We start from the raw sequence: 25636 nt of genomic DNA, 5'->3' as shown, positions 1-25636 counted from the left end.
TCCGGCCCGGACGGTCTTGCGGGCGCCTACACCGCCACGTACCTCACCGGCTCGCTCCCCGGTACCGCCTCCGCCCGGCCCAGCTTCACCAGGCGGCGCAGATGGGCCTCCGCCTCCGAGACCGCGATGTTCCGGGAGCCGTACGGGATCTGCTCCCAGGGGCGGTTCCACTCCATGCGTTCGGCGAGCTGCCAGGGCGTGAGGGGCTCGGCGAGGAGGGCTTGCAGGGCGGTGAGGCGGGCCTCGTGGTGGTGGAGCAGTTCGTGTACGCGGGCGGTTGCGTCGGGGAACGGGTGCTGGTGGGCCGGGAGTACCTCGGCGGGGGCCAGGCGGCCGACGCGTTCGAGGCTGTCGAGGTAGTCGCCGAGGGGGTCGGTGACCGTGGCGTCGTCGGGATCCTCGTAGAGGCCGATGTGCGGGGTGATCCCGGGCAGCAGGTGGTCGCCGGAGAACAGGCGTCCATGGCCGGGCAGTTGGGTCGGGTGGTCCTCCTCCAGGTGGAGGCAGACATGGCCGGGCGTGTGGCCCGGGGTCCAGATCGCCCGCAGGCGGCGGCCGGCGAGGTCCAGGAGTTCGCCCGGGACGATGTCGCGGTCGGGCAGGGCGGGGGAGAGGCCGGGCAGGGCGCGGGGCCGGGGTGTGCGCAGCGGGGCGATGTGCTCCTCGGGCGCTCCGGCGGCGGTGAGCTTGGCCGTCATGTACGAGAACCAGCGCTCGGGACGGGCGTCCCGGGTCCGTCGTACGACCGCGGTGTCCGCCGCGTGCATCGCGATCCAGGCACCCGACGCCTCGCGGACCCGGCCGGAGAGGCCGTGGTGGTCCGGGTGGTGGTGGGTGATGACCACGCCGTGGATCTCGCCCGCCGAGGTGCCGCACGCCGTGAGGCCGGCCGCGAGGGTGTCCCAGGACTCCGAGTCGTCCCAGCCGGTGTCGATGAGGACCGGGCCCCGGTCGGTGTCGACGACGTACACGAGGGTGTGGCCGAGGGGGTTGTCCGGGATCGGGACCCGCAGGGACCGGACGCCTCCGCCGTGGTCGTACACCGCTGGTGCGGGTTCGCGGTCCTGGCTGCTTGTCATCTGCCCTCCGTCCCACGGCCATTGCCCACTATAACGAGAACTGGTATCAGTTTCTGAAACACCGTCAGATATGAAGGCAGTCGGCCATGACCGGATTCGTGGAGCACGGACAGCTGTTCATCGGCGGGGAGTTGACCGATCCCCTGGGCCAGGACGTCATCGAGGTGATCTCGCCGCACACGGAAGAGGTCATCGGACGCGTCCCGCACGCCTCGACCGCGGATGTGGACCGGGCCGTGGGGGTCGCGCGGCGGGCCTTCGACCAGGGGCCCTGGCCGCGCATGAGCCTCGACGAGCGGATCGAGGTCGTGAGCCGGATCAAGGACGGGATCGTCGCCCGGCACGAGGAGATCGCCCGCGTGATCTCCGGCCAGAACGGCTCGCCGTACTCCTGGAGCGTCCTCGCCCAGGCCTTCGGCGCGGTGATGGTCTGGGACTCGGCGATCACCGTCGCGCGGAACTTCACCTACGAGGAGCGCCGGGACGGTGTGCTCGGCCGCATCCTCGTGCGGCGCGAGCCCGTCGGGGTCGTCGCGGCCGTCGCCCCCTGGAACGTCCCGCAGTTCGTCGCCGCCGCCAAGCTCGCCCCCGCGCTGCTCACCGGCTGCACGGCCGTCCTCAAGCCCTCGCCCGAGTCGCCGCTGGACGCGTATCTGCTCGGCGAGATCGCCCGCGAGGCCGGGCTGCCCGAGGGCGTGCTGTCGATCCTGCCCGCCGACCGGGAGGTGAGCGAGTACCTGGTCGGGCACCCCGGCATCGACAAGGTGTCCTTCACCGGGTCGGTCGCGGCCGGGAAGCGTGTCATGGAGGTGGCGGCGCGCAACCTCACCCGGGTGACGCTCGAACTGGGCGGCAAGTCGGCGGCCGTCGTCCTGCCCGACGCGGACGTCGAGACGGCCGTCGCCGGCATCGCCCCCGCGGCCTGGATGAACAACGGCCAGGCCTGCGTCGCCCAGACCCGCATCCTGCTCCCGCGCTCCCGCTACGACGAGTTCGCCGACGCCCTCGCCGCGGCGGCCGGCGCGCTCGTGGTCGGCGATCCGCTCGACCCCGCCACCCAGGTGGGCCCGCTCGTGGCGAAGCGGCAGCAGCAGCGCAACCTCGACTACATCCGCGTCGGGCAGGAGGAGGGCGCGAAGATCCTCACCGGCGGCGGCCGCCCGGCCGGCCTGGACCGCGGCTGGTACGTCGAACCGACCCTCTTCGGAGACGTCGACAACTCCATGCGCATCGCCCGCGAGGAGATCTTCGGCCCGGTCATCTGTCTGCTGCCCTACGACGACGAGTCCGACGCCGTGAAGATCGCCAACGACTCCGACTACGGACTGAGCGGCAGCGTCTGGACCGCGGACGTCGAGCGCGGCATCGACATCGCCCGGCAGGTCCGCACGGGCACGTACTCGGTCAACACCTTCAGCCTGGACATGCTGGGCCCCTTCGGCGGCTACAAGAACTCGGGCCTGGGGCGGGAGTTCGGGCCCGAGGGATACGGGGAGTACCTGGAGCACAAGATGATCCACCTCCCGGCGGAAGCGTAGAGATGGGCGACCGCTGGCACGTCGAGGTCGACCGCTCCCTGTGCATCGGCAGTGCCCAGTGCGTCCACCACGCCCCGGACGGCTTCCGCCTCGACCCGGCCCGCCAGTCCCATCCGGTCGCCCCGGACACGGACGCGAACGAGCGGGTGCTGGAGGCGGCGGAGAGCTGTCCGGTGGAGGCGATCGTGATCACGCTGGGGGGCGGTGGTGAGGCGGTGTTCCCGCCGGAGGAATAGCTTCCCGAAGAGCGCCCGAAAAATAATGGTTCCGGGGGGTTCATTCCCGGGTGAGTGTTCTATTCTGGAAGTCGGCCTACGAGGCGAGTGAGGGAGTCCGACCGGAGTAGCCGACGGTGGCAGGAAGCCAGAGGTTTTGGGTCCGCCGGTGCCGACTGCGACGGTAGGGCTGAGAGGCTGGAAGGAAGCAAGGCCGAGAGGCCGGGCGACCGGAAGGCGACCCCCAGCACCTGATCCGGACCATGCCGGCGAAGGGAACCCGTCTCGTAGGTCTCTTCCGTGCGACCAGGTCAGTTCTGCGTGTCCGGGGCCGTCAGGGCGATCAGCCGGCACACCGTCTCGATGTCGATCCGCACCTGGGCGATCGAGGCGCGGCCCGACAGCCAGGTGATCAGCGCCGAGTGCCAGGTGTGCTCGATGACCCGGACCGCGGAGAGCTGCTCCGGGGTCGGGTCGTCCAGACCCATCGCGTCCAGGATGATCGCCGTCGTCTGCCGCGAGACCTGGTCGACCTCCGGGCTCACACTGCGGTCCGCGAAGGTGAGGGCGCGGACCATTGCGTCGGCCAGATGCGGTTCGCGCTGCAGGGCGCGGAAGGCCCGCATCAGCGTCTCCGCGACCCGCTCGGCCGCCGAATCGCCCTGCGGGGGCTTCTTCCGCAGTGTCCCGTGCATGTGCTCCAACTGGTCCTGCATCGTGGCGACCAGCAGATGGATCTTGGAAGGGAAGTAGCGGTACAGGGTGCCGAGCGCCACCTGGGACGACTCGGCGACCTCGCGCATCTGCACGGCGTCGAAACCGCCCCGGCTGGCCAGTTGCGCGCTCGCGTGCAGGATGCGGCGACGGCGGGCCTCCTGTCGCTCCGTGAGGGGAGGGGAGGCGGGGGCTGCGGCTCTGGCTTCCACCTTGGCCACTGTGTTCACCTTGGCTTCCGCGGGCATGGGTCCCGTTCCGTGACGGTCCGTGAGGGCGAGTGATCACACAGCATGGCACGGCTCGGCCGTGGCGTGAATCACCTGATCCACTGCTCACAGCGCCGCTACCTGCCGGTAGATTCAGTGCCTCCGAACGATCAAGTCTGAAACTTGTTCTAGATTAGCGTCCCGGCGTAATCTCGCGGGATAGTGCAGGGAGAAGGGGGCCAGAGTGACCGCTGAGGCCAGGGAGGCCGGGCCCTCGGAGGACCCCGCCGCCGACGGCTTGCGACCGCTCCACATCGCGCTCCTCACCTATAAAGGGAACCCGTTCTGCGGAGGCCAGGGCGTCTACGTCCGGCACCTCTCGCGCGAGTTGTCCCGCCTCGGCCACCGCGTCGAGGTCATCGGTGCCCAGCCCTACCCCGTCCTCGACGAGGGCCACGACGGCCAGAGCCTCACCGAGCTGCCCAGCCTCGACCTCTACCGCCAGCCGGATCCTTTCCGCACCCCCAAGCGCGACGAGTACCGCGACTGGATCGACGCGCTCGAAGTGGCGACCATGTGGACCGGTGGCTTCCCCGAGCCCCTGACGTTCTCGCTGCGCGCCCGCCGCCATCTGCTGGCCCGCCGGGGCGAGTTCGACGTCGTCCACGACAACCAGACGCTCGGGTACGGACTGCTGGGAGACGTGGGCGCGCCCCTGGTGACCACGATTCACCACCCCATCACCGTCGACCGGCAGTTGGAGCTGGACGCGGCGGACGGCTGGAAGCGGCGTCTGTCGGTGCGCCGCTGGTACGCCTTCACCCGCATGCAGAAGCGTGTCGCCCGCCGGCTCCCGTCCGTGCTCACCGTCTCCGGCACGTCCCGCCAGGAGATCGTCGACCACCTCGGTGTACGCCAGGACCGGATCCACGTGGTCCACATCGGCGCCGACACCGACCTGTTCTCGCCGGATCCCTCGGTGCCCGTGGTGCCGGGCCGGATCGTGACGACGTCCAGCGCGGACGTGCCGCTGAAGGGCCTGGTCCATCTCGTCGAGGCGCTCGCCAAGGTGCGCACGGAACACCCCGGCGCGCACCTCGTCGTCGTCGGCAAACGGCCCACGGAGGGGCCCGTCGCCCAGGCGATGGAGCGGTACGACCTCGCCGGCGCCGTCGAGTTCGTCAAGGGCATCTCCGACGCGGAACTCGTCGACCTGGTGCGCTCGGCGCAGGTCGCGTGCGTGCCCTCGCTCTACGAGGGCTTCTCGCTGCCGGCCGCCGAGGCCATGGCGACGGGCACGCCCCTGCTCGCCACGACCGGCGGCGCCATACCCGAGGTCGCGGGCCGCGACGGGGAGACCTGCCTGGCGGTGCCCCCGGGGGACGCGGGCGCGCTGGCCGCCGGTCTGGGCCGGCTGCTGGGCGACGCGGAGTTGCGTGCGCGGCTCGGAGCGGCCGGTCGGGAACGAGTACTACGGCACTTCACGTGGGCCAGGGCGGCGGAAGGCACGGTGGCCAGGTACCGCGAGGCGATCGCCAGATCCGAGGGCGTCGGAGCGGGCCGCTCCGCGGCGGGCGGCGGCCGTTCCGAAGTCCCGTCGGGTGCCGAGCCCGCGGCTGTCACGAGTGCCGAGCCCGAGGCTGTCACGGGTGCTGTGCCCGCGGCCCCCGCATCCGCAGCCCCCACAGATGTAGAAGGCGTCAACTCCGAAAGCAGGGCCACGTGCTGACCGTCGACTTCTCCCGGTTCCCGCTCGCGCCGGGCGACCGCGTCCTGGACCTGGGCTGTGGTGCCGGCCGGCACGCGTTCGAGTGTTACCGGCGTGGCGCGCAGGTCGTGGCCCTGGACCAGAACGCCGAGGAGATCCGCGAGGTCGCCAAGTGGTTCGCGGCGATGAAGGAGGCCGGCGAGGCCCCCGACGGCGCCACCGCCACGGCCATGGAGGGCGACGCCCTGGCACTGCCGTTCCCCGACGAGTCCTTCGACGTCGTCATCATCTCCGAGGTGATGGAGCACATCCCGGACGACAAGGGCGTCCTCGCGGAGATGGTGCGCGTCCTCAAGCCCGGCGGCCGCATAGCCATCACGGTCCCGCGCTACGGCCCCGAGAAGGTCTGCTGGACCCTCTCCGACGCCTACCACGAGGTCGAGGGCGGCCACATCCGCATCTACAAGGCCGACGAACTCCTGGCGCGCATCCGCGAGGCCGGCCTCAAGCCCTACGGCACCCACCACGCCCACGCGCTGCACTCGCCCTACTGGTGGCTGAAGTGCGCGTTCGGCGTCGACAACGACAAGGCGCTGCCGGTGCGGGCGTACCACAAGCTCCTCGTCTGGGACATCATGAAGAAGCCGCTGGCCACCCGGGTCGCCGAGCAGGCGCTGAACCCGCTGATCGGCAAGAGCTTCGTGGCGTACGCGACCAAGCCGCACCTGCCGCGTCTCTCCGGCACCGGGGCGGACGCCCAGTGACCACTCCCCGGACGGAACATCTGGTCCTGCCCGGGGTCCTCACCGCAGGGCAGGCCGCCGCGACCGTCGCCGGCATCCTCGCCGTGCAGCGCGAGGACGGTGCGATCCCCTGGTTCCGGGGGCACCACCTCGACCCGTGGGACCACGTCGAGGCGGCCATGGCCCTCGACACGGCAGGCGAGCACGAGGCCGCCGAGCGGGCCTACCTGTGGCTGGCCCGGCACCAGAACGAGGACGGCTCCTGGTACGCGGCCTACGCCGACGGGGAGTCCGGCGACGTCACCGACCGGGGCCGGGAGACCAACTTCGTCGCCTACATCGCCGTGGGCGTCTGGCACCACTACCTCTCCACCGGCGACGACACGTTCCTGGAGCGGATGTGGCCGGCGGTCTACGCCGCGATCGAGTTCGTGCTGCACCTGCAGCAGCCGGGCGGACAGATCGGCTGGCGGCGCGACGACGACGGCACGGACACGGCGGACGCCCTGCTGACGGGCAGCTCCTCGATCCACCACGCGCTGCGGTGCGCGCTGGCCATCGCCGAGCAGCGGGAAGAGGCGCAGCCGGACTGGGAGTTGGCGGCCGGTGCGTTGCGGCACGCGATACGGCGGCATCCGGAGCGGTTCCTCGACAAGAACCGGTACTCGATGGACTGGTACTACCCGGTGCTCGGCGGTGCGCTGACCGGGGCCGAGGCCAAGGCCCGTATCGAGGAGGACTGGGACCGGTTCGTGGTGCCCGGGCTCGGGGTGCGGTGCGTCGTGCCCAACCCGTGGGTGACGGGTGGGGAATCGGCCGAACTCGCCCTCGCGTTGTGGGCGATGGGCGAGTCCGACCGGGCGTTGGAGGTGCTGCAGTCGATCCAGCATCTGCGGGATCCGGAGAGCGGGCTGTACTGGACGGGGTATGTCTTTGAGGACGAGGCGATCTGGCCGCGTGAGCTGACCACGTGGACGGCCGGGTCGCTGTTGCTGGCCGTGGCCGCGTTGGGTGGACACGAGGCCACGTGCCAGGTGTTCGGTGGGGACGAGTTGCCCGGAGGGCTGGACTCGGACTGCTGCGTCTAGGGGTTCAGGAGAGTCAGTGACGATGGGCCCTGTTGGCGATCGCGTGGCCCACGAACAGGTAGACCACCGCTGCCAAGCCGTAGCCGCAGACCACACGGGCCCAGGCTTCGTCGAACGTGAAGAGGTCGTGGGACCAGCCGGCGAGCCAGCGGGCCGCGTCATGGATGAACTGGACGAAGCTGTTCGCCTGGTTGGCGTCCAGCAGGTACATCAGGATCCACAGACCCAGGATGAGAGCCATGATGTCGGCCACGACCGCGACGATCGTGCCGGCCTGATTCGCACCGTTGCGATATCGAGGGGACATGACATCCGTGTTGCCCTTGAACTCTGGATGAAACCCGGGGATTCGCTCAGGCGTTCAACTCGGCGAGAACGCGCAGCGTGTGGCGGTCCGGGCTGAGCACCAGCAGGTCCGTCACCGGCCCCTTGCGCCACGACTCCAGCCGCTCCGCGATCCGTTCGCGCGGGCCCACCAGGGAGATCTCGTCGGCGAAGGCGTCGGGGACGGCGCGGACGGCCTCGTCCCGGCGGCCGGAGAGGAACAAGTCCTGGATGCGGCGGGCGTCTTCCGCGTAGCCCATGCGGGCCATCAGGTCGGCGTGGAAGTTGCGGGCCGCGTGTCCCATGCCGCCGATGTAGAAGCCGAGCATCATCTTGACGGGCAGCAGTCCCTCGGCGACGTCGTCACAGACCCGGGCCTGCGCCATCGGTGCCACCAGGAACCCTTCGGGCAGGTCGGCCAGGGCCGGGCCGTACACCTCCGGCCGGGTCGGCGACCAGTACAGCGGCAGCCAGCCGTCGGCGATCCGGGCCGTCTGGGCGACGTTCTTCGGCCCCTCCGCCCCGAGCAGGATCGGCAGCTCGGCGCGGAGTGGATGCGTGATCGGCTTGAGGGGCTTGCCCAGACCCGTGGCGTCCTGACCCCGGTAGGGGTGGGAGTGGAAACCTCCCGCCAGTTCAACGGGGGCCTCGCGACGCAGCACCTGCCGTACGACGTCGACGTACTCGCGGGTGGCGGTGAGCGGGGACTTCGGGAACGGGCGGCCGTACCAGCCCTCGACGACCTGCGGGCCGGACAGCCCGAGGCCCAGCATCATGCGGCCTCCGGAGAGATGGTCGAGGGTGAGCGCCTGCATGGCGGTGGTGGTCGGCGGGCGGGCGGCCATCTGGGCAACCGCCGTGCCCAGCTTGATGGTGGAGGTGTGGGCGGCGATCCAGGCGAGCGGAGTGAACGCGTCCGAGCCCCAGGACTCCGCCGTCCACACGGAGTCGTAGCCCAGCCGCTCCGCCTCCCGCGCGAGCGGTATGTGGTCGGGGGAGGGGCCGCGGCCCCAGTAGCCGAGTGCGAGACCGAGCCGCATACCTGCCTCCTGACGGTGCGTCAGCCGACTGGGGCGACGACTGTACGGCAACGGCCCCCCGCCCGGAAGGGCGAGGGGCCGTGAAGGAGGCGTGGGCTCAGCCGCGCTGGATGCCCGACGTGTCCTGGAGGACACCGCGGCGGCCGTCCTGCGTCTGCGCGACCAGGGCCGGACCGCGCTGCTCGACGGCCAGATACCAGGTACCCGGGGCGAGTTCGGCGATCGGCGTCGGCGAACCGTCCTCCGCGAACAGCGGACGCGGCACCGGCACCGCGAACCAGAACGGCGAGAAGTCCCCGGCCGGAGCCTGCGGCGCCTGCGCCTGCTGCGGCTGGGGCTGCCCGCCGAACGGCTGCGCCTGCTGCGGCTGCCCGGGCTGACCCGGCTGTCCGGGCTGCGGGTGACCGTAGCCGCCGGGCTGCTGCGCGCCCGGGTAGCCGTAGCCACCGGGGGGCTGAGCGCCGTAGGGCTGCGGGGCGGCCGGGCGGGGTGCCGGGAGGAGGGCGCCCTTGAGGGCCGGGACGAGGGGGGTGGCGATCGCGGCGGCGGCCATGAGCAGCGTCGCGACGAGGGCGAGGATCAGGCCGATGCCGGGGCTCGGGGCGCCTTCGCTCGCGTTGTCACCGATGTTGTCGAAGCCACCCGGTACGTCGACGATGTTGCCGAGCGCGCTCCACGCGGCGAACACCGTGAACGCGACGCCGAACTGGCCGAGGTCGAGCCCGGCGACCTTCGGGACCTGCGGCAGGCCCCGGGCCACGACGACCAGCGCGGCGCCGATGACTCCGGCCAGCACGACGCTGAACACGACCGGGCCGCTGCCCCACAACATCGGGAGGTCGACGCTGTCGGGGACATTGTCGAACGAGTACAGGTCGAGGAACGACGCGATGAAGAGCAACACCGCTGCTCCGAGCACCACGCCATCGCCTCGAGTGAGGGAGCGGATATTCACTTCAGGTCCTTCGTAGGTCGTCTCATCGTCGGTAGAGGCGTCGCTGTCACCATGTCGCCGTCAGGCCCCTGTGTGAAGCGCGGGGGTGGCCCCTCATCGTAGGGAGACACTATCGTCCGCCCTGTCAGGGTGTCCGCCGGGATCCGCCCGTCGAGAACTACCCGTGCAGGAAACTCACGATTCCCTCAGAGATCCCTTGCGCCGCTTTCTGCCTCCACGCGCCACTGGTGAGTGATGCCGCGTCCTTGCTATCGCGCATGTTGCCGCACTCGATGAACACCTTCGGAACCGTTGACAGATTGAGACCGCCCAGGTCCTTACGCGTGACGAGACCGGAGCCGTCGCCGATGTAGTTGGACGGCGCGCTGCCGGTGACGGCCACGAAGCGGCCGGCGACGCGCTCGCCGAGATCGCGGGAGGGGGCGACGATCGCGCGGGTGTCGGCGGAGCCCGCGTGGACCGCGCCGGGCAGGATGACGTGGAAGCCGCGGTTGCCGGTGCCCGAGCCGTCCGCGTGGATCGAGACCACGGCGTCGGCCTTCGCCTCGTTGCCGATCCGGGCCCGCTCGTCCACGCACGGGCCGTACGGCCGGTCGCCGTCCTGTGTCAGCTTCACCGTGGCGCCCTGCGCTTCGAGGAGCGTGCGCATCCGGTGCGCGACGTCCAGCGTGAACTTGGCCTCGGTGTAACCGTCGTTGGTGGACGTCCCCGTGGTGTCGCACTCCTTCCAGTTCGTCCCGATGTTCACCTTGCGGTTGATCTCGGACGGGTGCTGGAAGTTCTCCGGGTTGTGCCCGGGGTCGATGACGACGACCTTGCCCTTGAGGGGGCCGGACGCGGAGGCCGAGGGCGCGGTGGGCGTGGGATCGGCACCCGGCTTCTTGCCGTCGTCGGTGGCGTCGTCGGTGGTGTCCTCGGCGGGCGGGCTCGACGCGGCCGGCGGGGAGGACCGTACGGTCGCCTGACCCGAGCCGTCTCCGTCCCCCGAGCCGCCCACGGTCTCGTACACCAGCCAGCCGAGCAGCGCCCCCGGCACCAGCGCGGCGAGCGCGACGGTCAGGGGGCCGCGGCGGGAGCGGCGGGGCTGGGGTGGTTCGAAGTCCGGGCCTACGTACGACACGTCCCTCACCCTAGCGGCCTGCCCAGGCTGTCCGCGGGCCGAGCACGGCCGGGCGGGTGGTGACTAGCTCCCGTTTCCGTCGGGGTCCTCGTGCCGTACCGCCTCCTTCACCTCCGCCTCGATCTCCTGGCGGGGTGTGTCCTCCTGCCTCGCGTACGCGGTCAGCGCCGCCTGGACGTCACGGGCGAGGTCGCGCCAGGCGCGCCAGGCGGTCTCCCACGTCGTGGTCTGCTGGTCGCTCCACTTGGTCTGGGTGGGCGGACCGTAGGCGTCCCGCAGTTTCCGCATACGGGCGTGCGCCGCGTCCGCCGCGCGCTGCTTCTCCACGAGCTCTGCGAAGGTGTGTGCCACGCGGCCGGATCCTTGGCCAGCGACCGCCACCCACCGACGCGCCACGCCGCCCGTGGGCCGACCGGGAGAGGGCGGAGGGGGCCCGGTTCACCCGGCCGGCCGCGCGGCCGTCGAGCCGCGCTCGCCCTCAGCTGCCCGGCCCCGTGCGCCGCAGCACGCGCAGGGAGTCCGTCGCCGAGACCTCCGTGAACGCGCCGGAGGCGAGGGCGCGGAGGTAGACGCGGTACGGGGCCTGGCCGGTGAACTCGTCCTGGGGGTCCGGGAAGACGTCGTGGATGACGAGCAGGCCGCCGTCGGCGACGTGCGGGGCCCAGCCCTCGTAGTCGGCGTTGGCGTGCTCGTCGGTGTGGCCGCCGTCGATGAAGACCAGGGCCAGGGGCGTGCGCCAGAACCCGGCGATCTGCGGGGAGCGGCCGACCAGGGCCACCACGTGGTCCTCCAGGCCCGCCTTGCGCAGGGTGCGCCGGAACGTGGGCAGCGTGTCCATCAGACCGAGCTCGGGGTCGACCGTCTCGGGGTCGTGGTACTCCCAGCCCGGCTGCTGCTCCTCGCTGCCGCGGTGGTGGTCGACGGTCAGCGCGACGGCCCCGGCCTCCCGGGCCGCGTCGGCGAGCAGGATCGTGGACCGGCCGCAGTACGTCCCGACCTCCAGCAGCGGCAGCCCCAGCCGCCCGGCCTCCACCGCCGCCGCGTACAGGGCCAGCCCCTCGTCCACGGGCATGAACCCCTTCGCCGCCTCGAACGCGGCCAGGATCTCGGGCTTCGGGGCCGCGGGCGGCATGGGGTTCCCTCCGGTCGTACGACGGTTGTGGGCGCCATGCTGCCGTACCCCCTGCCGACGGGCGACAGGGGGTACCGGTGAGTAGGGGAGCGGCGGGCCGGTCAGGCGGGGACCGTCGTGCCCGGCAGCGGCAGGTCCAGGTCGACCGGGCGGTCGTCGCCCGTGTGGGTCGCGGACGAGGCGAGCGGGGCGTGGCCCGGGGCGCGGGCGGCCACGACGTAGGAGCCCTGGGCGGGGACCGTGAGCGCGTAGCTGCCGTCCTCGGCGGAGAGGGTCGCGCCGGCCTGGCGGCCCCGGCGGTCGATCAGTGTGACCTTGGCACGGGCGACCGGGGCGCCGTCGGCGTCCAGGACCCGGCCGCGGAAGCCGCGCAGGACCGCTTCGGCGTGCTCCAGGTTGGCGTCCTCTTCGCTGCTGGCCCGCAGTTGCGGGTGGGCGGCCGGGCGGCGGCCGGGCAGGAAGAGGGCCAGGACCAGGCCCACGGCGACCGCGGCGGTGGCGATCAGGAAGGAGACCCGGAAGCCGTGCATGGTCGGGATCGCGACCCCGCCGACGTGGTTCGCGGTGTTGGCCAGCACCATGCCGATCACGGCGCTCGACACCGACGTGCCGATGGACCGCATCAGGGTGTTGAGGCCGTTGGCCGCCCCCGTCTCGGAGGCCGGGACCGCGCCCACGATCAGCGCGGGCAGCGAGGAGTAGGCCAGGCCGATGCCCGCGCCCAGCAGCACCGAGATGACCAGGCTCTGCCAGGCGGCGCTCATCAGGCCGAGGCCGGCGCCGTAGCCGATCGCGATGATCAGCAGGCCGAGGATCAGGGTGACCTTGGGGCCGTACTTCGCGGACAGCCGGGCGTAGACGGGCGCCGTGAACATCATCGTCAGGCCGAGCGGGGCGACGAGCAGACCCGCGACGACCATCGACTGGCCGAGGCCGTAGCCCGTGGACTTCGGCAGCTGGAGCAGCTGCGGCAGGACCAGGGAGACGACGTAGAAGGAGACGCCGACCATGATCGAGGCGAGGTTGGTGAAGAGGACGGCCGGGCGGGCCGTGGTGCGCAGGTCCACCAGGGGGGCCTTGAGGCGCAGTTCCATCACGCCCCACAGGAGCAGCACGACGACGGCGGCGCCGAACAGGCCGAGCGTGGTGCCGGAGGTCCAGCCCCAGTCGCTGCCCTTGGTGATCGGCAGCAGGAACAGTACGAGACCGGCGGACAGGCCGAGCGCGCCCAGCAGGTCGAAGGAGCCCTCGGCGCGCATCGGGGACTCCGGTACGACGAGGAGGGTGAGGACGATGGAGAGCACACCGAGGCCGGCGGCGCCGTAGAAGAGGGCGTGCCAGTCGGCGTGCTGGGCGACCAGCGCGGCGGCGGGCAGGGCGAGGCCGCCGCCGACGCCTATGGAGGAGCTCATCAGAGCCATCGCCGAGCCGAGGCGTTCCCGGGGCAGCATGTCGCGCATCAGGCCGATGCCGAGCGGGATGGCGCCCATCGCGAAGCCCTGGAGCGTACGGCCGGTGATCATGAGCAGCAGATCGCTGGTGAGGGCGCTGAGCAGCGCGCCGGCCACCATGACGGCGAGGCTGAGGATCAGCATGCGGCGCTTGCCGAACAGGTCGCCGAGGCGGCCCATGATCGGGGTGGCCACGGCACCCGAGAGAAGGGTCGAGGTCAGGACCCAGGTCGCGTTGCCGGGGTCGGTGTCCAGCAGTTGCGGCAGATCCTTGATCACCGGGACGAGCAGGGTCTGCATCACCGCGACAACGATGCCCGCGAAGGCGAGCACCGGGACCACGGACCCGCTCGCTCTGCCGGCGGGGCGTTCTGTCGTCGTCTGCGTCATTGAGGGGGGCCTCCAGGGCGGGGTTACATGGTTACGTGGTGCCTGAACTTGTATGCGTAGGCAACTATTCCGTTGCTTTGGCACTCTAACGAATTCTTGACCATCTCTTGGGGCGGGGGCCTAGGTCTGCGGTCGCAAGCCCTAGGCCGAAATCCCGATGCCATGAGCATGAAGCGGTTGAGAGCATGACACCCATGCTTGAAGCCGCCGAAAGGACCCGAACGCCTCGCCGTGCCGCGTCGCCGCCCACCTGGCTTGTGGTGGCGCTCACCTGTGCCGGGCAGTTCCTCGTCGTGCTGGACGTCTCCGTCGTCAACGTGGCCCTGCCCTCGATGCGGACCGGGCTCGGGCTGAGCGAGCAGGGCCTGCAATGGGTGGTGAACGCCTACACCATCGCCTTCGCCGGGTTCATGCTCCTCGGCGGGCGGGCCGGAGACCTCTACGGCCGCAAGCGGATGTTCCTCGTCGGGCTCGGTGTCTTCACCCTGGCCTCGCTGGCGGGCGGACTGGCGCAGGACGACTGGCAGTTGCTGGTCGCACGGGCCGTGCAGGGGCTGGGCGCGGCGGTGCTGGCGCCCTCGACGCTGACCATCCTCACGTCCTCGGTGCCGGAGGGCCCGGCGCGGGCCCGGGCCATAGGGACCTGGACGGCGGTCGGAGGCGGTGGCGGCGCTGCGGGCGGTCTGGCCGGCGGGCTCCTGGTGGAGACGCTGTCCTGGCGGTGGGTGCTGCTGATCAACGTGCCCGTGGGGGCCGCGCTGCTCTGCGCCGCCGCCTGGTTCCTCGTCGAGGGCCGGGCCGGGGACCGGCGGCGGCTCGACCTGCCGGGCGCGCTGCTCGTGACGACCGGGCTGGGCACGCTCGCCTACGGCATCTCCCAGACGGAGGCGGAGGGCTGGACGGCGGCGGCCACGCTGCTGCCGCTGCTCGCCGGGCTCGTGCTGATCGCCCTGTTCCTCGCGGTCGAGGCTCGCACCGCGAGCCCGTTGATGCCGCTCGGGCTGCTGCGCCTGCGGTCGGTGGCGTCGGCGAACGTCTCGATGTTCCTGTGCGGCTTCGCGATGTTCTGCATGTGGTTCTTCATGACCCTGTACGCGCAGAACGTCCTGGGCTACACGCCCCTGGAGGCCGGACTGGCCCTGGTCCCCAGCTCCCTGGCCGTCGTCCTCGGCTCCAAGCTCGCGCCCCGGCTGATGCGGGCGGCCGGGCCGCGCACCGTGGCGGTGCTGGGCACCCTCGTCGCCGTGGCCGGCTTCGCCTGGCAGTCCCGGATGACCGCCGAGGGCTCCTACGTGACGGCGATCCTCGTCCCCGGCGTCCTCATGATGCTCGGCGCGGGCCTCGCCTCGACCCCGCTCGCCTCCCTGGCCACCTCCGGCGCGGCCCCCGGCGAGGCCGGCCTGGTCTCGGGCCTCGTCAACACCTCCCGCACGATGGGCGGTTCCCTGGGTCTGGCCGTCCTGTCCACCCTCGCGGCGGCCCGGACGGCGGGCGGCGCGACACCGGAGGCCCTGACGGAGGGCTACGCGCTGGCCTTCCGGGTGGGGACCGGGGTGCTGGTCGCGGGCGTCCTGCTGATGTGGATCTGGCTGCCGAGGACGCCGAGGCAGCGATAGGGCCGGCCTCCGGGCGTCTGACGCCTGTCGCCCGCCCGGCCGTGGAAATCGGCGCGGGTCGCGTGGTCCGGGACGGGGGCGTCGAGGCCCCTGGACGGCGTGCCGCCGGTGTATCGGGCCGGGGGTGAAGTGGTGCGTCGGCGGGGTGTGTCCCGGTGGCGCCGAGGGCCGTGGACGGCGTTTCACCGATGCCCGGAAACCTGCTCTGACCTGGGGCTTTAGTGGATCCCGGCGTACGATGGGCGGATGCGGAAGGGGGTCCGGATGGACCGGAACATACGCACCGTCGACGACGTACTCGCCCTGCTCGACGGGCTGTTCGCACACGAGGCCGATCGGTGGACGGGCCGGGGGGCCGACTGGTGGGACGGGTTCTACGCCGACCGTTCCCGGCCGGTGCCGTTCTTCGTGGCGAAGCCGGACGAGAATCTGGTGAGTTGGGTGGAACAGGGGGTGATCAGCGGCGGGCGTGCGCTGGACCTCGGGTGCGGGCCGGGGCGCAACGCGCTGTATCTGGCGGCCCGAGGGTTCGCGGTCGACGCGGTCGACCTGGCTCCGGCAGCCGTCGACTGGGCCGGGGAGCGGGCCCGGGAGGCGGGAGTGGAGGGCGTCCGGTTCCACTGCGGCGACGCGTTCGCACTCGCCGGTACGGAACTCACCGGACCGTACGACCTCGTCTACGACTCCGGCTGCTTCCACCATCTGCCTCCGCACCGGCGGATCAGCTATCTGGCCCTGCTGGAGAAGGTCCTGGCTCCCGGGGGCATGTTCGGCCTCACGTGCTTCGCCGCCGGCGCCGGGGGAATGGGGTCGGAGCTGTCCGACGCGGACTTCTACCGTGAGGCGGGCGGACTGCGGGGCGGGCTCGCGTACACGGCCGAGTCGATGCGGGGGATCTTCTCGGGGCTCACCGAGGTCGAACTGCGGCGCATGCGGGACGAGCCGGAGGAGTCGGGGCGTTTCGGGGAGAGTTTCCTGTGGACGGCGCTGTTCCGCGGGGCGGGGGCGCGGGACTCCCAGCCGGCCCTGGCCGCGGGCCTCGCGTAGGGCCTCCCTGCGATGGCGGGTGCCTGTCCTGCCGAGGACGGCGATATCTGACACGACGTCAGGAGGCTTCACAACTCCGCGGGCCTGGGCTATACAGAGGTCGCAGGACTGGAACGCGTTCCAGTTCGGTCCCAGACGGCCTCGGTGCGGCCGACGGTGCGGACGGCCGTGCCGAGGTCTCTTCCACGGCGATGCCGAGGCCATTCCCACGGCGATCAGGAGCCCCATGCCCATCGACGCAGCCAAGGCGCTCGCCGCAGAACCCCGGACCGGCGAGATCACCTGGGACCACAGGGACGTGCAGCTCTACCACCTCGGCATCGGCGCGGGCACCCCCGCCACCGACCCCGACGAGCTGCGCTACACCCTGGAGTCCCGGCTGCACGTCCTGCCCAGCTTCGCCACCGTCGCGGGCGGCGGAAAGCCCGGGGTGACCGGCGGACTGTCCATGCCCGGCATCGAGGTCGACCTCGCCCGGGTCCTGCACGGCGGCCAGAGCCTCGTCCTCCACCGGCCCCTCCCGGCGGCGGGCACCGCCACCGCGACCAACCGGGTCGCCGCCGTGTACGACAAGGGCAAGGCGGCCGTCCTGGTGCTGCGTACCGAAGTCGGCGACGCCGACGGCCCGTTGTGGACCAACGACGCCCAGATCTTCATCCGCGGCGAGGGCGGATGGGGCGGCGACCGCGGCCCCTCCGCCCGGCTCGACCCGCCCGCCGGTGAGCCGGACCGGGTCGTCGAGCGGCACGTCCGCGAGGACCAGGCCCTCCTCTACCGCCTCTCCGGCGACTGGAACCCCCTGCACGCCGACCCCGAGTTCGCCAAGGTCGCCGGGTTCGAGCGGCCCATCCTGCACGGGCTGTGCACCTACGGCATCGCGCTCAAGGCCGTCGTCGACACACTCCTCGACGGGGACGTGACCCGGGTGCGCACCTACGCCACCCGGTTCGCCGGGGTCGTGTACCCGGGGGAGACGCTGCGGATCCGTATGTGGCACAAGCCCGAGTCCACCCAGGTGGCCGTCAGCGCCGCCGAGAGGGACGACGCGCCCGTCCTCGCCGACACCATCGTCGAACACACCTGAGTCCAGCACGCCGTACGAGGGGAGCCGCACCATGCGCGCAGCCGTACTGCACGAGATCGGCCAGGACAAACTGGAGGTCCTCGACGACGTCGAGGCGGTGGGGTTCGGACCCGGCAAGGTGCGGATCAGGGTGCGCGCCACGGGGCTGTGCCACTCGGACCTGTCCGCGATGAGCGGGGTGCTGCCGCAGCCCGCGCCGTTCGTGCCCGGGCACGAGGGGGCGGGGGAGATCCTCGAAGTCGGCGAGGGCGTCGGCCACTTGAAGGCCGGTGACCGGGTCGTCGTGTGCTGGCTGCCCGCCTGCGGCGCGTGTCCCGCCTGCAAACGCGGCCAGACCGAACTGTGCCTCGCCGGATTCATGAACGCGGGCACGCCCAACTTCAAGCGCCCCGGCGGAGATGTCTTCGGTTTCGCCGGCACCGGCACCTTCACCGAGGAGGTCGTCGTCGACGCCGGCTGCGCGGTGCCGATACCCGACGACGTGCCCTTCGACATCGCCGCCCTCATCGGCTGCGGCGTGACGACCGGGCTGGGCGCCGCGCTCAACACCGCGGACGTGGAGGCCGGTTCGTCGGTCGCGGTCATCGGCTGCGGAGGCGTCGGCATCTCCGTGATCCAGGGCGCCCGGCTGCGGGGCGCCGCCGAGATCGTCGCCGTCGACCCCATCGCCTCCCGCCGCGAGAGCGCGCTCAGGTTCGGCGCCACCCGGGCCGTCTCCCCGGACGAACTGCCCGACGCCAAACAGCAGGTCACCGCCGGCGAGGGCTTCGACTACGTCTTCGAGGTCGTCGGCAAGTCGGCCACGGCACGGACCGCCTACGACACCACCCGGCGCGGCGGCACCCTCGTCGTGGTCGGCGCGGGCGCCATGGACGACTTCCTCCAGCTCAACATGTTCGAGCTGTTCTTCGACGAGAAGCGCATACTCCCCTCCATGTACGGCGGCGGAGACGTCCTGCGCTCCTACGAACGCACCATAGCCCTGTGGCGCGCCGGCCGGGTCGACCTGGCGGGCCTGATCACCCACCGGGTCCCGTTCGCCGACGTCAACGAGGCCCTGGACCAGATGCGGACCGGGACCGCCCTGCGTACGTGCATCGAGATGTGAGGACGCACACCATGCCGCTGCCTCTCCAGGGACTGTCCGCCGTCGTCACGGGCGCGGGCCGCGGGCTCGGCCGGGCCGAGGCGCTGGAACTCGCCCGGCTCGGCGCCGCCGTGGTCGTCAACGACTACGGGCAGCCGGGCCGCGACGGCAGCGGCGAGGCCTCCGCAGGGCCCGCCGAGGAGGTCGCCGCCGAGATCCGGGCGGCCGGCGGGTCCGCCGTCGCGCACACCGGTGACGTCTCCGACTTCCGGCAGGCCGGCGAACTGGTCGAGTCGGCCGTCGCCGCGTTCGGCAAGCTCGACATCCTCGTCAACAACGCGGGCATCCTGCGCGACCGCATGGTGTTCTCGATGGCCGAGGAGGAGTGGGACGCCGTGCTCCGGGTGCACCTCAAGGGGCACTTCAACACCACCCGGTACGCCGCCGCCCACTGGCGGGAGCGGTCCAAGCGGGCCGGGGAGCCGGTGTACGGGCGGATCGTGAACACCTCCTCGGAGGCGTTCCTCGCCGGTTCCGCCGGGCAGCCCAACTACGCGGCGGCCAAGGGCGGGATCGTCGGCCTCACCACCTCCACGGCCCTCGCCCTCGGCAAGTACGGCGTGACGGCCAACGCGATCTGCCCCCGCGCCCGCACCCGGATGACCGAGGACGTCTTCGCGGGCGTCGAGGGCGCCTCCGACGACGGCCTCGACCCGCTCGCCCCCGAGCACGTCGCCCCGCTCGTCGGCTATCTGGCCTCGCCCGCTGCCGCCCGGGTGAACGGGCAGCTCCTCGTGGTGCACGGCGGGATGGTCGCCGTCGTGGAACGGCCCCGGGTCGCCGCCAAGTTCGACAGCAAGCAGGACACCTTCACGTACGACGAACTGGAGGCCGCCCTCGGGTCGTACTACGCGGACCGGCCGGCGGGGGAGACCTTCGCGGCGGCGGAGGTGCTGGGACTGAAACGCGGCTGAGGAACGCCGAACGGCCCCGCCCTTCATACAAGGGGTGGGACCGTTCGCTGTTCGGTGTAACTGACGTTCCGTCAGGCCGCTGTCTCGGTCTGCTCGGTCTCCGCCACCGGCTTGCGGTGGCGACCGCGCGGAGCCGTCTCGCCGTCGTGCGTGGAGACCTCGCCACGGTGCCGGCCGTGGCCGGCGGAGGTCTCCTGGACGTCGTCAGCGTGCAGCTGGTTCGTGCCGGCGTCGCTCATCGGATGGAATTCACCCCGTCAACATGATCTTTCTTACAGCCGGGTGAGTCTAACCGGCACCCCGCACCCGGGATCCAGGCGGCCACGCCAACCGGCACTAGTTCGTTACATCCGTCCCAACGGCGCTTGCTGCAGCGGCACCGGGCGGGGGGCGGAGGGGGTCGGGGGAGCCGCTTCCGCCGCCGGTCCCGGTTCAGGGGGATGTCCTGGTGCGGTGGTCGTGCCGGCTGTCCGCGCCCCCGCCTCCTGCCCCGATTCCTGGCCCGGCTCGGGCACCGACACCCCTGCCCCCGGCGGGCTCACCTGCGCCACGCCGCACGGCACGACCTCCGTCACGTACGGCAGCCGCAGCACCCCGTCCGGCGTCCACAGGCCGGTGCCCGCCAGCCACCCCTCGGGCGCCGGGAGATGGTGCACCCGCCGCTCGGCCGGACGCCACACGGCGACCCAGCTGCCGGCCGGTCCGTCCACGCGCAGCGCCACCGCGCAGCTCTCCGGTGTCAGCACCTGCCCCGGCTGGATCGCGAACGGCGTGACCGCGCAGTCCCGCAGCCGCAGGCACTCCGGGAAGCGCACCGGCAGGGTGCTGCCCAGGACGCCCCAGCCCAGCCGGTCCTGGCCCGGCGACGGTGCGTCCGAGCGGACGATCAGCAGCCCGCTGTCGTGGTCGGCGAGCAGCAGCCGGTCGTCGCTTTCGGCGGCGATCTGCAGCAGCGGCGACACCTCGCCGCCGCGCTCCAGATCCACCACGACGGTCTTGGTGGGCCCGCCGGTCTCCCGGTCCAGGGCCAGCAGCCGCCCCGCCGGGTCCAGCCAGACCCCGCCCGAGCAGCGGCCCGGCAACTCGGCCAGCTGCTCGGGCCCGAAGGGACCGCCCGCCACCAGCCACACCGCCGTCGAGCGCCGGCCGACCGCCAGGGCATACGCCCGCTCGCCACCGGGGGCGGGCGGCAGCAGCCGCAGCCGGGCGGCCAGGTCCGGGCACTCCACCGCGCCCAGGGGCAGCTCGCCGGTGCCGGGCCCGGTCGGGTAGAGCAGCGAGAAGGCGTGCCGTCCGGCCACCAGACGGTGGATGAGGACCCGCCCGTCGGCCATCGGCTGCACCTCGGTGCCCGGCTCCTCCGGCTGGTTGCGGGGCAGCGGCACCGCGTACGGCTCGGGGCCGTCCAGGGTCCAGCGCTCCGGGAACCAGGAGTCGCCGGCCGACGCAAGACGCGCGGCGTAGGCACCGTCCGCGGAGAGCGCGCAGCCCGCGGGCCCCGCCCTTTCCCCGTCCTCGTGTCCCGCCGAAGGCTCGATCGCACAGGCAGTCATCGTTCGGTCACCTCCAGTGACGAACGTAGTTTTCGCACGCACAGGCGGGGGGTCCGGACGCACCGGCTTCACGCATAAGGGTGTTCCAGGAACGATTCGCCTGAGGAAAAGGGTGCATTTGTGCTCGGCGGGGCGGCGGGTGGCCGACGGGGGTGGTGGAGCGGGGAAGGCGCGGGCGGTGGCGGTTCAACGCCACAGATCAGGCGGGTAGCCTTGCTCCCGTGCCCCGTCTGTCTGAAGTCATCGCCGCGCTCGAGAACCTGTGGCCCGCCGAGCGGGCCGAGTCCTGGGACGCGATCGGCACCGTCGTGGGCGACCCGGACCAGCAGGTCACCCGGGTCCTGTTCGCCGTCGACCCGGTCCAGGAGATCGTCGACGAGGCGGTGAAGCTGGGCGCCGATCTGCTCGTCACCCACCACCCGCTCTATCTGCGCGGCACGACGACCGTCGCGGCGACCCACTTCAAGGGCCGTGTCGTCCACACCCTCATCAAGAACGACATCGCGCTGCACGTCGCCCACACCAACGCCGACACCGCCGACCCGGGTGTCTCCGACGCCCTCGCGGCCGCTCTGGACCTGCGCGTCACCGGACCGCTCGTCCCGGACCCCACCGACCCCGAGGGCCGCCGGGGCCTGGGCCGCGTCTGCGCGCTGGACTCCCCGCTGACCGTCCGCGAGTTCGCCGCCCGCGCCGCCGAGCGGCTGCCCGCCACCGCGCAGGGCATCCGCGTCGCCGGCGACCCCGAGGCGGTCGTCCGTACGGTCGCCGTCAGCGGCGGCTCCGGCGACAGCCTCTTCGACCACGTACGCGCGACGGGTGTCGACGCCTTCCTCACGGCGGACCTGCGCCACCACCCCGCCGCGGAATTCACGGCGGCTGTCGCCCCCCGCCCCCTCGCGCTGCTCGACGCGGCGCACTGGGCCACCGAGTGGCCCTGGTGCGAGCTGGCCGCGAGCCAGCTCGACGAGATCTCCGACCGGCACGGATGGGACCTGCGCGTCCACGTCTCGAAGACGGTCACCGACCCCTGGACCGCGCACGCGGCCTCCACCACTTCTGACCCACTGGGAGCCCCGAACTGAACGCCGAGCCCGCCGACCAGATCCGACTCCTCGACGTCCAGGACCTCGACGTCCGCCTCCAGCAGCTCGCGCACAAGCGCAAGTCGCTGCCCGAGCACGCCGAGATCGAGTCGCTCGCCAAGGACCACATCCAGCTGCGCGACCTGCTCGTGGCCGCGCAGACCGAGGAGAGCGACACCGCCCGCGAGCAGACCAAGGCCGAGCAGGACGTGGACCAGGTGCGCCAGCGCGCCACCCGCGACCAGCAGCGCCTGGACTCCGGTGCCGTCACCTCCCCCAAGGACCTGGAGAACCTCCAGCGCGAGATCGCCTCCCTCGCCAAGCGGCAGGGCGATCTGGAGGACGTCGTGCTGGAGGTCATGGAGCGCCGGGAGTCCGCGCAGGAGCGGACGGCCGAGCTGACCGAGCGGGTCTCCTCCGTCCAGTCGAAGATCGACGACGCGACCGCGCGCCGGGACGCCGCCTTCGAGAAGCTCGACGGCGATGCCGCCACCGCCACCAAGGAGCGCGAGGTCGTCGCCGGGTCCGTGCCCGCCGATCTGCTCAAGCTCTACGACCGGCTGCGCGAGCAGCAGGGCGGCATCGGCGCGGCCAAGCTGTACGCGCGCAGCTGCCAGGGCTGCCGGCAGGAGCTGGCCCTCACGGAGCTGGCCGAGATCCGCAAGGCGGCGCGCGACACGGTGATCCGCTGCGAGAACTGTGGGCGCATCCTCGTGCGCACGTCCGAGTCGGGTCTGTAAGGGCGACAGGGGCGGTGGCCGTGCGGGAGTTCATCGTCGAGGCCGACGGCGGGTCGCGGGGCAACCCGGGGCCCGCGGGCTACGGGGCCGTGGTGAGCGACGCGGCGACGGGGGAGACGCTGCGGGAGGCGGCCGAGTACATCGGCGTCGCCACCAACAACGTCGCCGAGTACCGCGGCCTCCTCGCCGGCCTGCGCGCCGCGCATGAACTGGACCCGGCCGCGACGGTCCACGTCCGCATGGACTCCAAGCTCGTCATCGAGCAGATGTCGGGCCGCTGGAAGATCAAGCACCCCGACATGAAGCCGCTGGCGGCCGAGTCGGCCCGGGTCTTCCCGCCGGGGCGGGTCACGTACGAGTGGATGCCGAGGGAACAGAACAAGCACGCGGACCGGCTGGCCAACGAGGCGATGGATGCGGGGGCCAGGGGGGAGCAGTGGTCGGAGGCGGCGTCGACGGCTGAGCTGGACGCTGCTGCGGACGCCGACGCCGAGGCGCGCTCAGTCAAGGAGGATGCTGACGCCGACGTGCGCTCAGCCAAGGCCGATGCCGACGCCGACGCGCGCTCGGTCAAAGCCGACGCCGACGCCCGTGCCGCCAAGGCCGTTGCCGCGCCCGGCTGGGCGCCCGCCGACATGGGTGCCCCCGCCACCTTCGTACTCCTGCGTCACGGCGAGACCCCCCTCACCCCGCAGAAGCGCTTCTCCGGCAGCGGCGGCACCGACCCCTCGCTCTCCGACGCCGGCCGGGAACAGGCCGAGCGGGCCGCCGCCCTGCTGGCGAGGCGCGGCACGATCCAGGCGGTCGTGTCGTCGCCCCTGGCCCGGACGCGGGAGACCGCCGGTATCGTCGCCGACCGGCTCGGGCTCGACGTGAGTATCGAGGACGGGCTGCGCGAGACCGACTTCGGCGCCTGGGAGGGACTCACCTTCGCCGAGGTGCGCGAGCGCCACCCCGACGACCTGAACGCCTGGCTGGCCTCCCCGGACGTCGAACCCACCGGCGGCGGAGAGAGCTTCGCGGCGACGGGCACCCGGCTCGCCGCCACGCGCGACAAGCTGGTCGCGGCGTACGCGGGCCGCACGGTCCTGCTCGTCACGCACGTGACCCCGATCAAGACGCTCGTCCGGCTCGCCCTCGGCGCCCCACCGGAGTCCCTGTTCCGCATGGAACTCTCGGCCGCGTCCCTGTCGGTCGTGGCGTACTACGCCGACGGCAACGCCAGCGTCCGCCTGCTCAACGACACGTCCCACCTGCGCTGAGCCCCGCCGCCGCACGGGCCAGCGCCTCGACACGCCCCCAGTCGCGGGCCGCCACCGCGTCCTGCGGGAGCATCCAACTCCCGCCCACGCAGCCGACGTTGGGCAGCGCGAGATAGTCCGGCGCGGAGGCCGGACCGATCCCGCCCGTCGGGCAGAAGCGGGCCTGCGGCAGCGGCCCGGCGAGCGACTTCAGATACGCCGTACCGCCCGCGGCCTCGGCCGGGAAGAACTTCATCTCCCGCACCTCGCGCTCCAGCAGCGCCACGACCTCCGACGTGGTCGACACCCCCGGCAGGAACGGCACCCCGGACGCCCGCATCGCGTCCAGCAGCAGGTCCGTCCAGCCAGGGCTGACCAGGAACCGCGCGCCCGCCGCCACCGACTCCGTGACCTGCCCGGGGCTGATCACCGTCCCGGCACCGACCAGCGCCTCCGGCACCTGCCCCGAGATCTCCCGGATCGCCTCCAGCGCCGCGGGCGTCCGCAGCGTCACCTCGATCGCGGGCAGCCCGCCGGCCACCAGCGCCCGCGCCAGCGGTACGGCGTCGCTCGCATCCTCGATGACGACGACGGGGATGACGGGCGCGAGGTCCAGCACGGAGGCGGGCAGGGGAGAGGCCATGGCGGTATCCTGCCGCCGGCTCAGCAGCATGCGCAAAGCTCATTGCGCATGCTGCAACAGGCTTGTGTCGGCTGGGTCAGTGAACCTCGTCCACCAGCACATCCAGCGCCCAGGCCTGCCCCGCCTTGGCCGGCGCCTCGGCCTCCACGACGTACCCGAGCTCCCGCAACGCCGTGACCAGCTCGGCAGGGCCCTTCGGATCGGCCCCGGCGGTCAGCAGGCCGCGCACGATCCGCCCCTTGGTCGCCTTGTTGAAGTGGCTGACGACCTTCCGCGTCGGCGCGTGCAGCACCCGTACTGACGCCGTCCGCCCGGCGATCTCGCCCTTCGGCTTCCAGGCGGCGGCGTACGCGGCGGACCGCAGATCCAGCACCAGCCCGTCCCCGGCCGCCTCGGGAAGCACCGACGCCATCGGCGTACGCCAGTGCGCGCCCAGCGCCCCGAGCCCCGGCAGCTTCACCCCCATCGAGCACCGGTAGGACGGAATCCGGTCCGTCACCCGCACGGCACCCCACAACCCGGAGAACACGAGCAGCGAGCGCGCCGCCCGCCGCTTGGCGGCGGTGTCCAGGGACGCCAGCCCGAGGGCGTCGTAGAGCACGCCGGTGTAGATCTCCCCGGCCGGCCGCGCCCCCGCCGTCCGCAGCTCCACATTCTTCGCGACCTCGCCCCGCAGCCCCTCGCTGAGTCCGAGCACCTCGCGCGCCTTGTCCTCGTCGGCGGCGCACAGCTCGACCAGCTCGGCGAGGACGGCCTCCCGGGCGTCGGTCAGCCCCGGCAGCGACAGCGACTCCGTCTTCAGCGGGGCACCGCGGCCGGAAGAGGCCTTGCCTTCGGACGGCGGCAGCAGGACAAGCACG

General features: G+C 72.3%; 26 protein-coding genes. 13 read left to right on the top strand and 13 right to left on the bottom strand.

All coding sequences use genetic code 11. The annotated features are described in order from the left end of the window. Positions 1–26: 26 nt before the first annotated feature. Complete coding sequence (locus ACFT4A_RS16435; RefSeq protein ID WP_382830473.1) at positions 27–1079, bottom strand: MBL fold metallo-hydrolase; 1053 nt, start codon at positions 1077–1079, stop codon at positions 27–29. A gap of 86 nt (positions 1080–1165) precedes the next feature. Here ACFT4A_RS16435 and ACFT4A_RS16430 point away from each other — a divergent pair, with 86 nt between their 5' ends. Together ACFT4A_RS16430 and ACFT4A_RS16425 are read left to right on the top strand one after the other, a co-directional pair. Beyond that, complete coding sequence (locus ACFT4A_RS16430; protein WP_382830471.1) at positions 1166–2617, top strand: aldehyde dehydrogenase; 1452 nt, start codon at positions 1166–1168, stop codon at positions 2615–2617. 2 nt (positions 2618–2619) lie between these two features. Next, a complete protein-coding gene (locus tag ACFT4A_RS16425; RefSeq protein ID WP_184592076.1) occupies positions 2620–2853 on the top strand; it encodes a ferredoxin in 234 nt (77 codons plus the stop codon). Between the two features lie 290 nt (positions 2854–3143). On the opposite strand, the gene ACFT4A_RS16420 is transcribed toward ACFT4A_RS16425, so the two are convergent. Further along, a complete protein-coding gene (locus ACFT4A_RS16420; protein WP_382830468.1) occupies positions 3144–3794 on the bottom strand; it encodes a TetR family transcriptional regulator in 651 nt (216 codons plus the stop codon). Between the two features lie 205 nt (positions 3795–3999). On the opposite strand from ACFT4A_RS16420, the gene ACFT4A_RS16415 reads away from it, so the two are divergent. The 3 genes from ACFT4A_RS16415 to ACFT4A_RS16405 are packed head-to-tail and all read left to right on the top strand — an operon-like array spanning position 4000 to position 7294. Further along, positions 4000–5484 carry a glycosyltransferase family 4 protein gene (locus tag ACFT4A_RS16415; protein WP_382830466.1) on the top strand — a complete coding sequence of 495 codons (1485 nt, stop codon included), beginning with the start codon at positions 4000–4002 and terminating at the stop codon, positions 5482–5484. Continuing rightward, entirely contained in the window at positions 5478–6227 is a 750-nt protein-coding gene (locus ACFT4A_RS16410) for a class I SAM-dependent methyltransferase (RefSeq protein WP_382830463.1), read from the top strand. The genes ACFT4A_RS16415 and ACFT4A_RS16410 overlap by 7 nt, the downstream gene beginning before the upstream one ends. Then, positions 6224–7294 carry a prenyltransferase gene (locus ACFT4A_RS16405; RefSeq protein WP_382830461.1) on the top strand — a complete coding sequence of 357 codons (1071 nt, stop codon included), beginning with the start codon at positions 6224–6226 and terminating at the stop codon, positions 7292–7294. The genes ACFT4A_RS16410 and ACFT4A_RS16405 overlap by 4 nt, the downstream gene beginning before the upstream one ends. A gap of 13 nt (positions 7295–7307) precedes the next feature. On the opposite strand, the gene ACFT4A_RS16400 is transcribed toward ACFT4A_RS16405, so the two are convergent. From ACFT4A_RS16400 to ACFT4A_RS16370, 7 genes are all read right to left on the bottom strand, one after another. Further along, positions 7308–7601: a hypothetical protein gene (locus ACFT4A_RS16400; RefSeq protein WP_003989869.1), complete on the bottom strand. Its 294-nt coding sequence runs from the start codon at positions 7599–7601 to the stop codon at positions 7308–7310. A gap of 46 nt (positions 7602–7647) precedes the next feature. Further along, the gene (locus tag ACFT4A_RS16395; RefSeq protein WP_382830458.1) at positions 7648–8658 is read right to left on the bottom strand and encodes an LLM class F420-dependent oxidoreductase; all 1011 of its coding nucleotides are present in this window, start codon (positions 8656–8658) and stop codon (positions 7648–7650) included. A 97-nt stretch (positions 8659–8755) separates the two neighbouring features. Further along, a complete protein-coding gene (locus ACFT4A_RS16390) occupies positions 8756–9613 on the bottom strand; it encodes a hypothetical protein (protein ID WP_382830455.1) in 858 nt (285 codons plus the stop codon). Between the two features lie 157 nt (positions 9614–9770). Continuing rightward, positions 9771–10733: an N-acetylmuramoyl-L-alanine amidase gene (locus ACFT4A_RS16385; RefSeq protein ID WP_382830452.1), complete on the bottom strand. Its 963-nt coding sequence runs from the start codon at positions 10731–10733 to the stop codon at positions 9771–9773. A gap of 63 nt (positions 10734–10796) precedes the next feature. After that, positions 10797–11084 carry a hypothetical protein gene (locus tag ACFT4A_RS16380; RefSeq protein ID WP_382830449.1) on the bottom strand — a complete coding sequence of 96 codons (288 nt, stop codon included), beginning with the start codon at positions 11082–11084 and terminating at the stop codon, positions 10797–10799. Positions 11085–11211: 127 nt separating this feature from the next. After that, positions 11212–11865 (bottom strand): class I SAM-dependent methyltransferase, encoded by a 654-nt coding sequence (locus tag ACFT4A_RS16375; protein WP_382830447.1) that lies wholly within the window; start codon positions 11863–11865, stop codon positions 11212–11214. Positions 11866–11966: 101 nt separating this feature from the next. Next, on the bottom strand, positions 11967–13706 hold the full coding sequence (locus tag ACFT4A_RS16370; protein WP_382830445.1) for an MFS transporter: 1740 nt from the start codon (positions 13704–13706) through the stop codon (positions 11967–11969). Between the two features lie 185 nt (positions 13707–13891). On the opposite strand from ACFT4A_RS16370, the gene ACFT4A_RS16365 reads away from it, so the two are divergent. From ACFT4A_RS16365 to ACFT4A_RS16345, 5 genes are all read left to right on the top strand, one after another. Further along, the gene (locus ACFT4A_RS16365; protein ID WP_382830442.1) at positions 13892–15322 is read left to right on the top strand and encodes an MFS transporter; all 1431 of its coding nucleotides are present in this window, start codon (positions 13892–13894) and stop codon (positions 15320–15322) included. Between the two features lie 264 nt (positions 15323–15586). Continuing rightward, positions 15587–16369 (top strand): class I SAM-dependent methyltransferase, encoded by a 783-nt coding sequence (locus ACFT4A_RS16360; protein WP_382830440.1) that lies wholly within the window; start codon positions 15587–15589, stop codon positions 16367–16369. Between the two features lie 226 nt (positions 16370–16595). Next, positions 16596–17453, top strand: coding sequence for a MaoC/PaaZ C-terminal domain-containing protein (locus ACFT4A_RS16355; protein WP_382830437.1), 858 nt, complete (start codon positions 16596–16598; stop codon positions 17451–17453). A gap of 31 nt (positions 17454–17484) precedes the next feature. Next, positions 17485–18561 (top strand): Zn-dependent alcohol dehydrogenase, encoded by a 1077-nt coding sequence (locus tag ACFT4A_RS16350; protein WP_382830435.1) that lies wholly within the window; start codon positions 17485–17487, stop codon positions 18559–18561. Between the two features lie 11 nt (positions 18562–18572). After that, complete coding sequence (locus tag ACFT4A_RS16345; RefSeq protein WP_382830434.1) at positions 18573–19514, top strand: 3-oxoacyl-ACP reductase; 942 nt, start codon at positions 18573–18575, stop codon at positions 19512–19514. A 71-nt stretch (positions 19515–19585) separates the two neighbouring features. Here the strand turns inward: ACFT4A_RS16345 and ACFT4A_RS16340 are convergent, their stop codons facing one another. Both ACFT4A_RS16340 and ACFT4A_RS16335 read right to left on the bottom strand, forming a co-directional pair. Next, positions 19586–19753 (bottom strand): hypothetical protein, encoded by a 168-nt coding sequence (locus ACFT4A_RS16340; protein WP_215121810.1) that lies wholly within the window; start codon positions 19751–19753, stop codon positions 19586–19588. A gap of 105 nt (positions 19754–19858) precedes the next feature. Beyond that, positions 19859–21067 carry a hypothetical protein gene (locus ACFT4A_RS16335; protein WP_382830431.1) on the bottom strand — a complete coding sequence of 403 codons (1209 nt, stop codon included), beginning with the start codon at positions 21065–21067 and terminating at the stop codon, positions 19859–19861. A 221-nt stretch (positions 21068–21288) separates the two neighbouring features. On the opposite strand from ACFT4A_RS16335, the gene ACFT4A_RS16330 reads away from it, so the two are divergent. The 3 genes from ACFT4A_RS16330 to ACFT4A_RS16320 are packed head-to-tail and all read left to right on the top strand — an operon-like array spanning position 21289 to position 24154. After that, positions 21289–22152, top strand: a complete 864-nt coding sequence (locus tag ACFT4A_RS16330; RefSeq protein WP_382830428.1) for a Nif3-like dinuclear metal center hexameric protein — start codon at positions 21289–21291, stop codon at positions 22150–22152. Further along, entirely contained in the window at positions 22149–22892 is a 744-nt protein-coding gene (locus tag ACFT4A_RS16325) for a zinc ribbon domain-containing protein (protein ID WP_382830744.1), read from the top strand. The genes ACFT4A_RS16330 and ACFT4A_RS16325 overlap by 4 nt, the downstream gene beginning before the upstream one ends. 20 nt (positions 22893–22912) lie before the next feature. Next, on the top strand, positions 22913–24154 hold the full coding sequence (locus ACFT4A_RS16320; protein WP_382830426.1) for a bifunctional RNase H/acid phosphatase: 1242 nt from the start codon (positions 22913–22915) through the stop codon (positions 24152–24154). Here the strand turns inward: ACFT4A_RS16320 and ACFT4A_RS16315 are convergent. Next, positions 24129–24776: a bifunctional 4-hydroxy-2-oxoglutarate aldolase/2-dehydro-3-deoxy-phosphogluconate aldolase gene (locus ACFT4A_RS16315; RefSeq protein WP_382830423.1), complete on the bottom strand. Its 648-nt coding sequence runs from the start codon at positions 24774–24776 to the stop codon at positions 24129–24131. The genes ACFT4A_RS16320 and ACFT4A_RS16315 overlap by 26 nt on opposite strands. 76 nt (positions 24777–24852) lie before the next feature. Next, positions 24853–25635: a peroxide stress protein YaaA gene (yaaA, locus tag ACFT4A_RS16310; protein ID WP_382830421.1), complete on the bottom strand. Its 783-nt coding sequence runs from the start codon at positions 25633–25635 to the stop codon at positions 24853–24855. Position 25636 lies beyond the last annotated feature (1 nt).

It is taken from the genome of Streptomyces sp. NPDC057099 (assembly GCF_042671245.1).
Lineage (GTDB): Bacteria > Actinomycetota > Actinomycetes > Streptomycetales > Streptomycetaceae > Streptomyces > Streptomyces purpurascens.
Note: the sequence above shows the minus strand (reverse complement) of the source record. Positions and strands in the feature narration are given on the sequence as shown.

Excerpts from the sequence above, each read along its gene's own strand:
- ACFT4A_RS16435 (WP_382830473.1), bottom strand. The coding sequence starts at position 1,079 with ATGACAAGCAGCCAGGACCGCGAACCCGCACCAGCGGTGTACGACCAC.
- ACFT4A_RS16430 (WP_382830471.1), top strand. The coding sequence starts at position 1,166 with ATGACCGGATTCGTGGAGCACGGACAGCTGTTCATCGGCGGGGAGTTG.
- ACFT4A_RS16425 (WP_184592076.1), top strand. The coding sequence starts at position 2,620 with ATGGGCGACCGCTGGCACGTCGAGGTCGACCGCTCCCTGTGCATCGGC.
- ACFT4A_RS16420 (WP_382830468.1), bottom strand. The coding sequence starts at position 3,794 with ATGCCCGCGGAAGCCAAGGTGAACACAGTGGCCAAGGTGGAAGCCAGA.
- ACFT4A_RS16400 (WP_003989869.1), bottom strand. The coding sequence starts at position 7,601 with ATGTCCCCTCGATATCGCAACGGTGCGAATCAGGCCGGCACGATCGTC.
- ACFT4A_RS16395 (WP_382830458.1), bottom strand. The coding sequence starts at position 8,658 with ATGCGGCTCGGTCTCGCACTCGGCTACTGGGGCCGCGGCCCCTCCCCC.
- ACFT4A_RS16375 (WP_382830447.1), bottom strand. The coding sequence starts at position 11,865 with ATGCCGCCCGCGGCCCCGAAGCCCGAGATCCTGGCCGCGTTCGAGGCG.
- ACFT4A_RS16370 (WP_382830445.1), bottom strand. The coding sequence starts at position 13,706 with ATGACGCAGACGACGACAGAACGCCCCGCCGGCAGAGCGAGCGGGTCC.
- ACFT4A_RS16365 (WP_382830442.1), top strand. The coding sequence starts at position 13,892 with ATGACACCCATGCTTGAAGCCGCCGAAAGGACCCGAACGCCTCGCCGT.
- ACFT4A_RS16360 (WP_382830440.1), top strand. The coding sequence starts at position 15,587 with ATGGACCGGAACATACGCACCGTCGACGACGTACTCGCCCTGCTCGAC.
- ACFT4A_RS16355 (WP_382830437.1), top strand. The coding sequence starts at position 16,596 with ATGCCCATCGACGCAGCCAAGGCGCTCGCCGCAGAACCCCGGACCGGC.
- ACFT4A_RS16350 (WP_382830435.1), top strand. The coding sequence starts at position 17,485 with ATGCGCGCAGCCGTACTGCACGAGATCGGCCAGGACAAACTGGAGGTC.
- ACFT4A_RS16345 (WP_382830434.1), top strand. The coding sequence starts at position 18,573 with ATGCCGCTGCCTCTCCAGGGACTGTCCGCCGTCGTCACGGGCGCGGGC.
- ACFT4A_RS16340 (WP_215121810.1), bottom strand. The coding sequence starts at position 19,753 with ATGAGCGACGCCGGCACGAACCAGCTGCACGCTGACGACGTCCAGGAG.
- ACFT4A_RS16335 (WP_382830431.1), bottom strand. The coding sequence starts at position 21,067 with ATGACTGCCTGTGCGATCGAGCCTTCGGCGGGACACGAGGACGGGGAA.
- ACFT4A_RS16315 (WP_382830423.1), bottom strand. The coding sequence starts at position 24,776 with ATGGCCTCTCCCCTGCCCGCCTCCGTGCTGGACCTCGCGCCCGTCATC.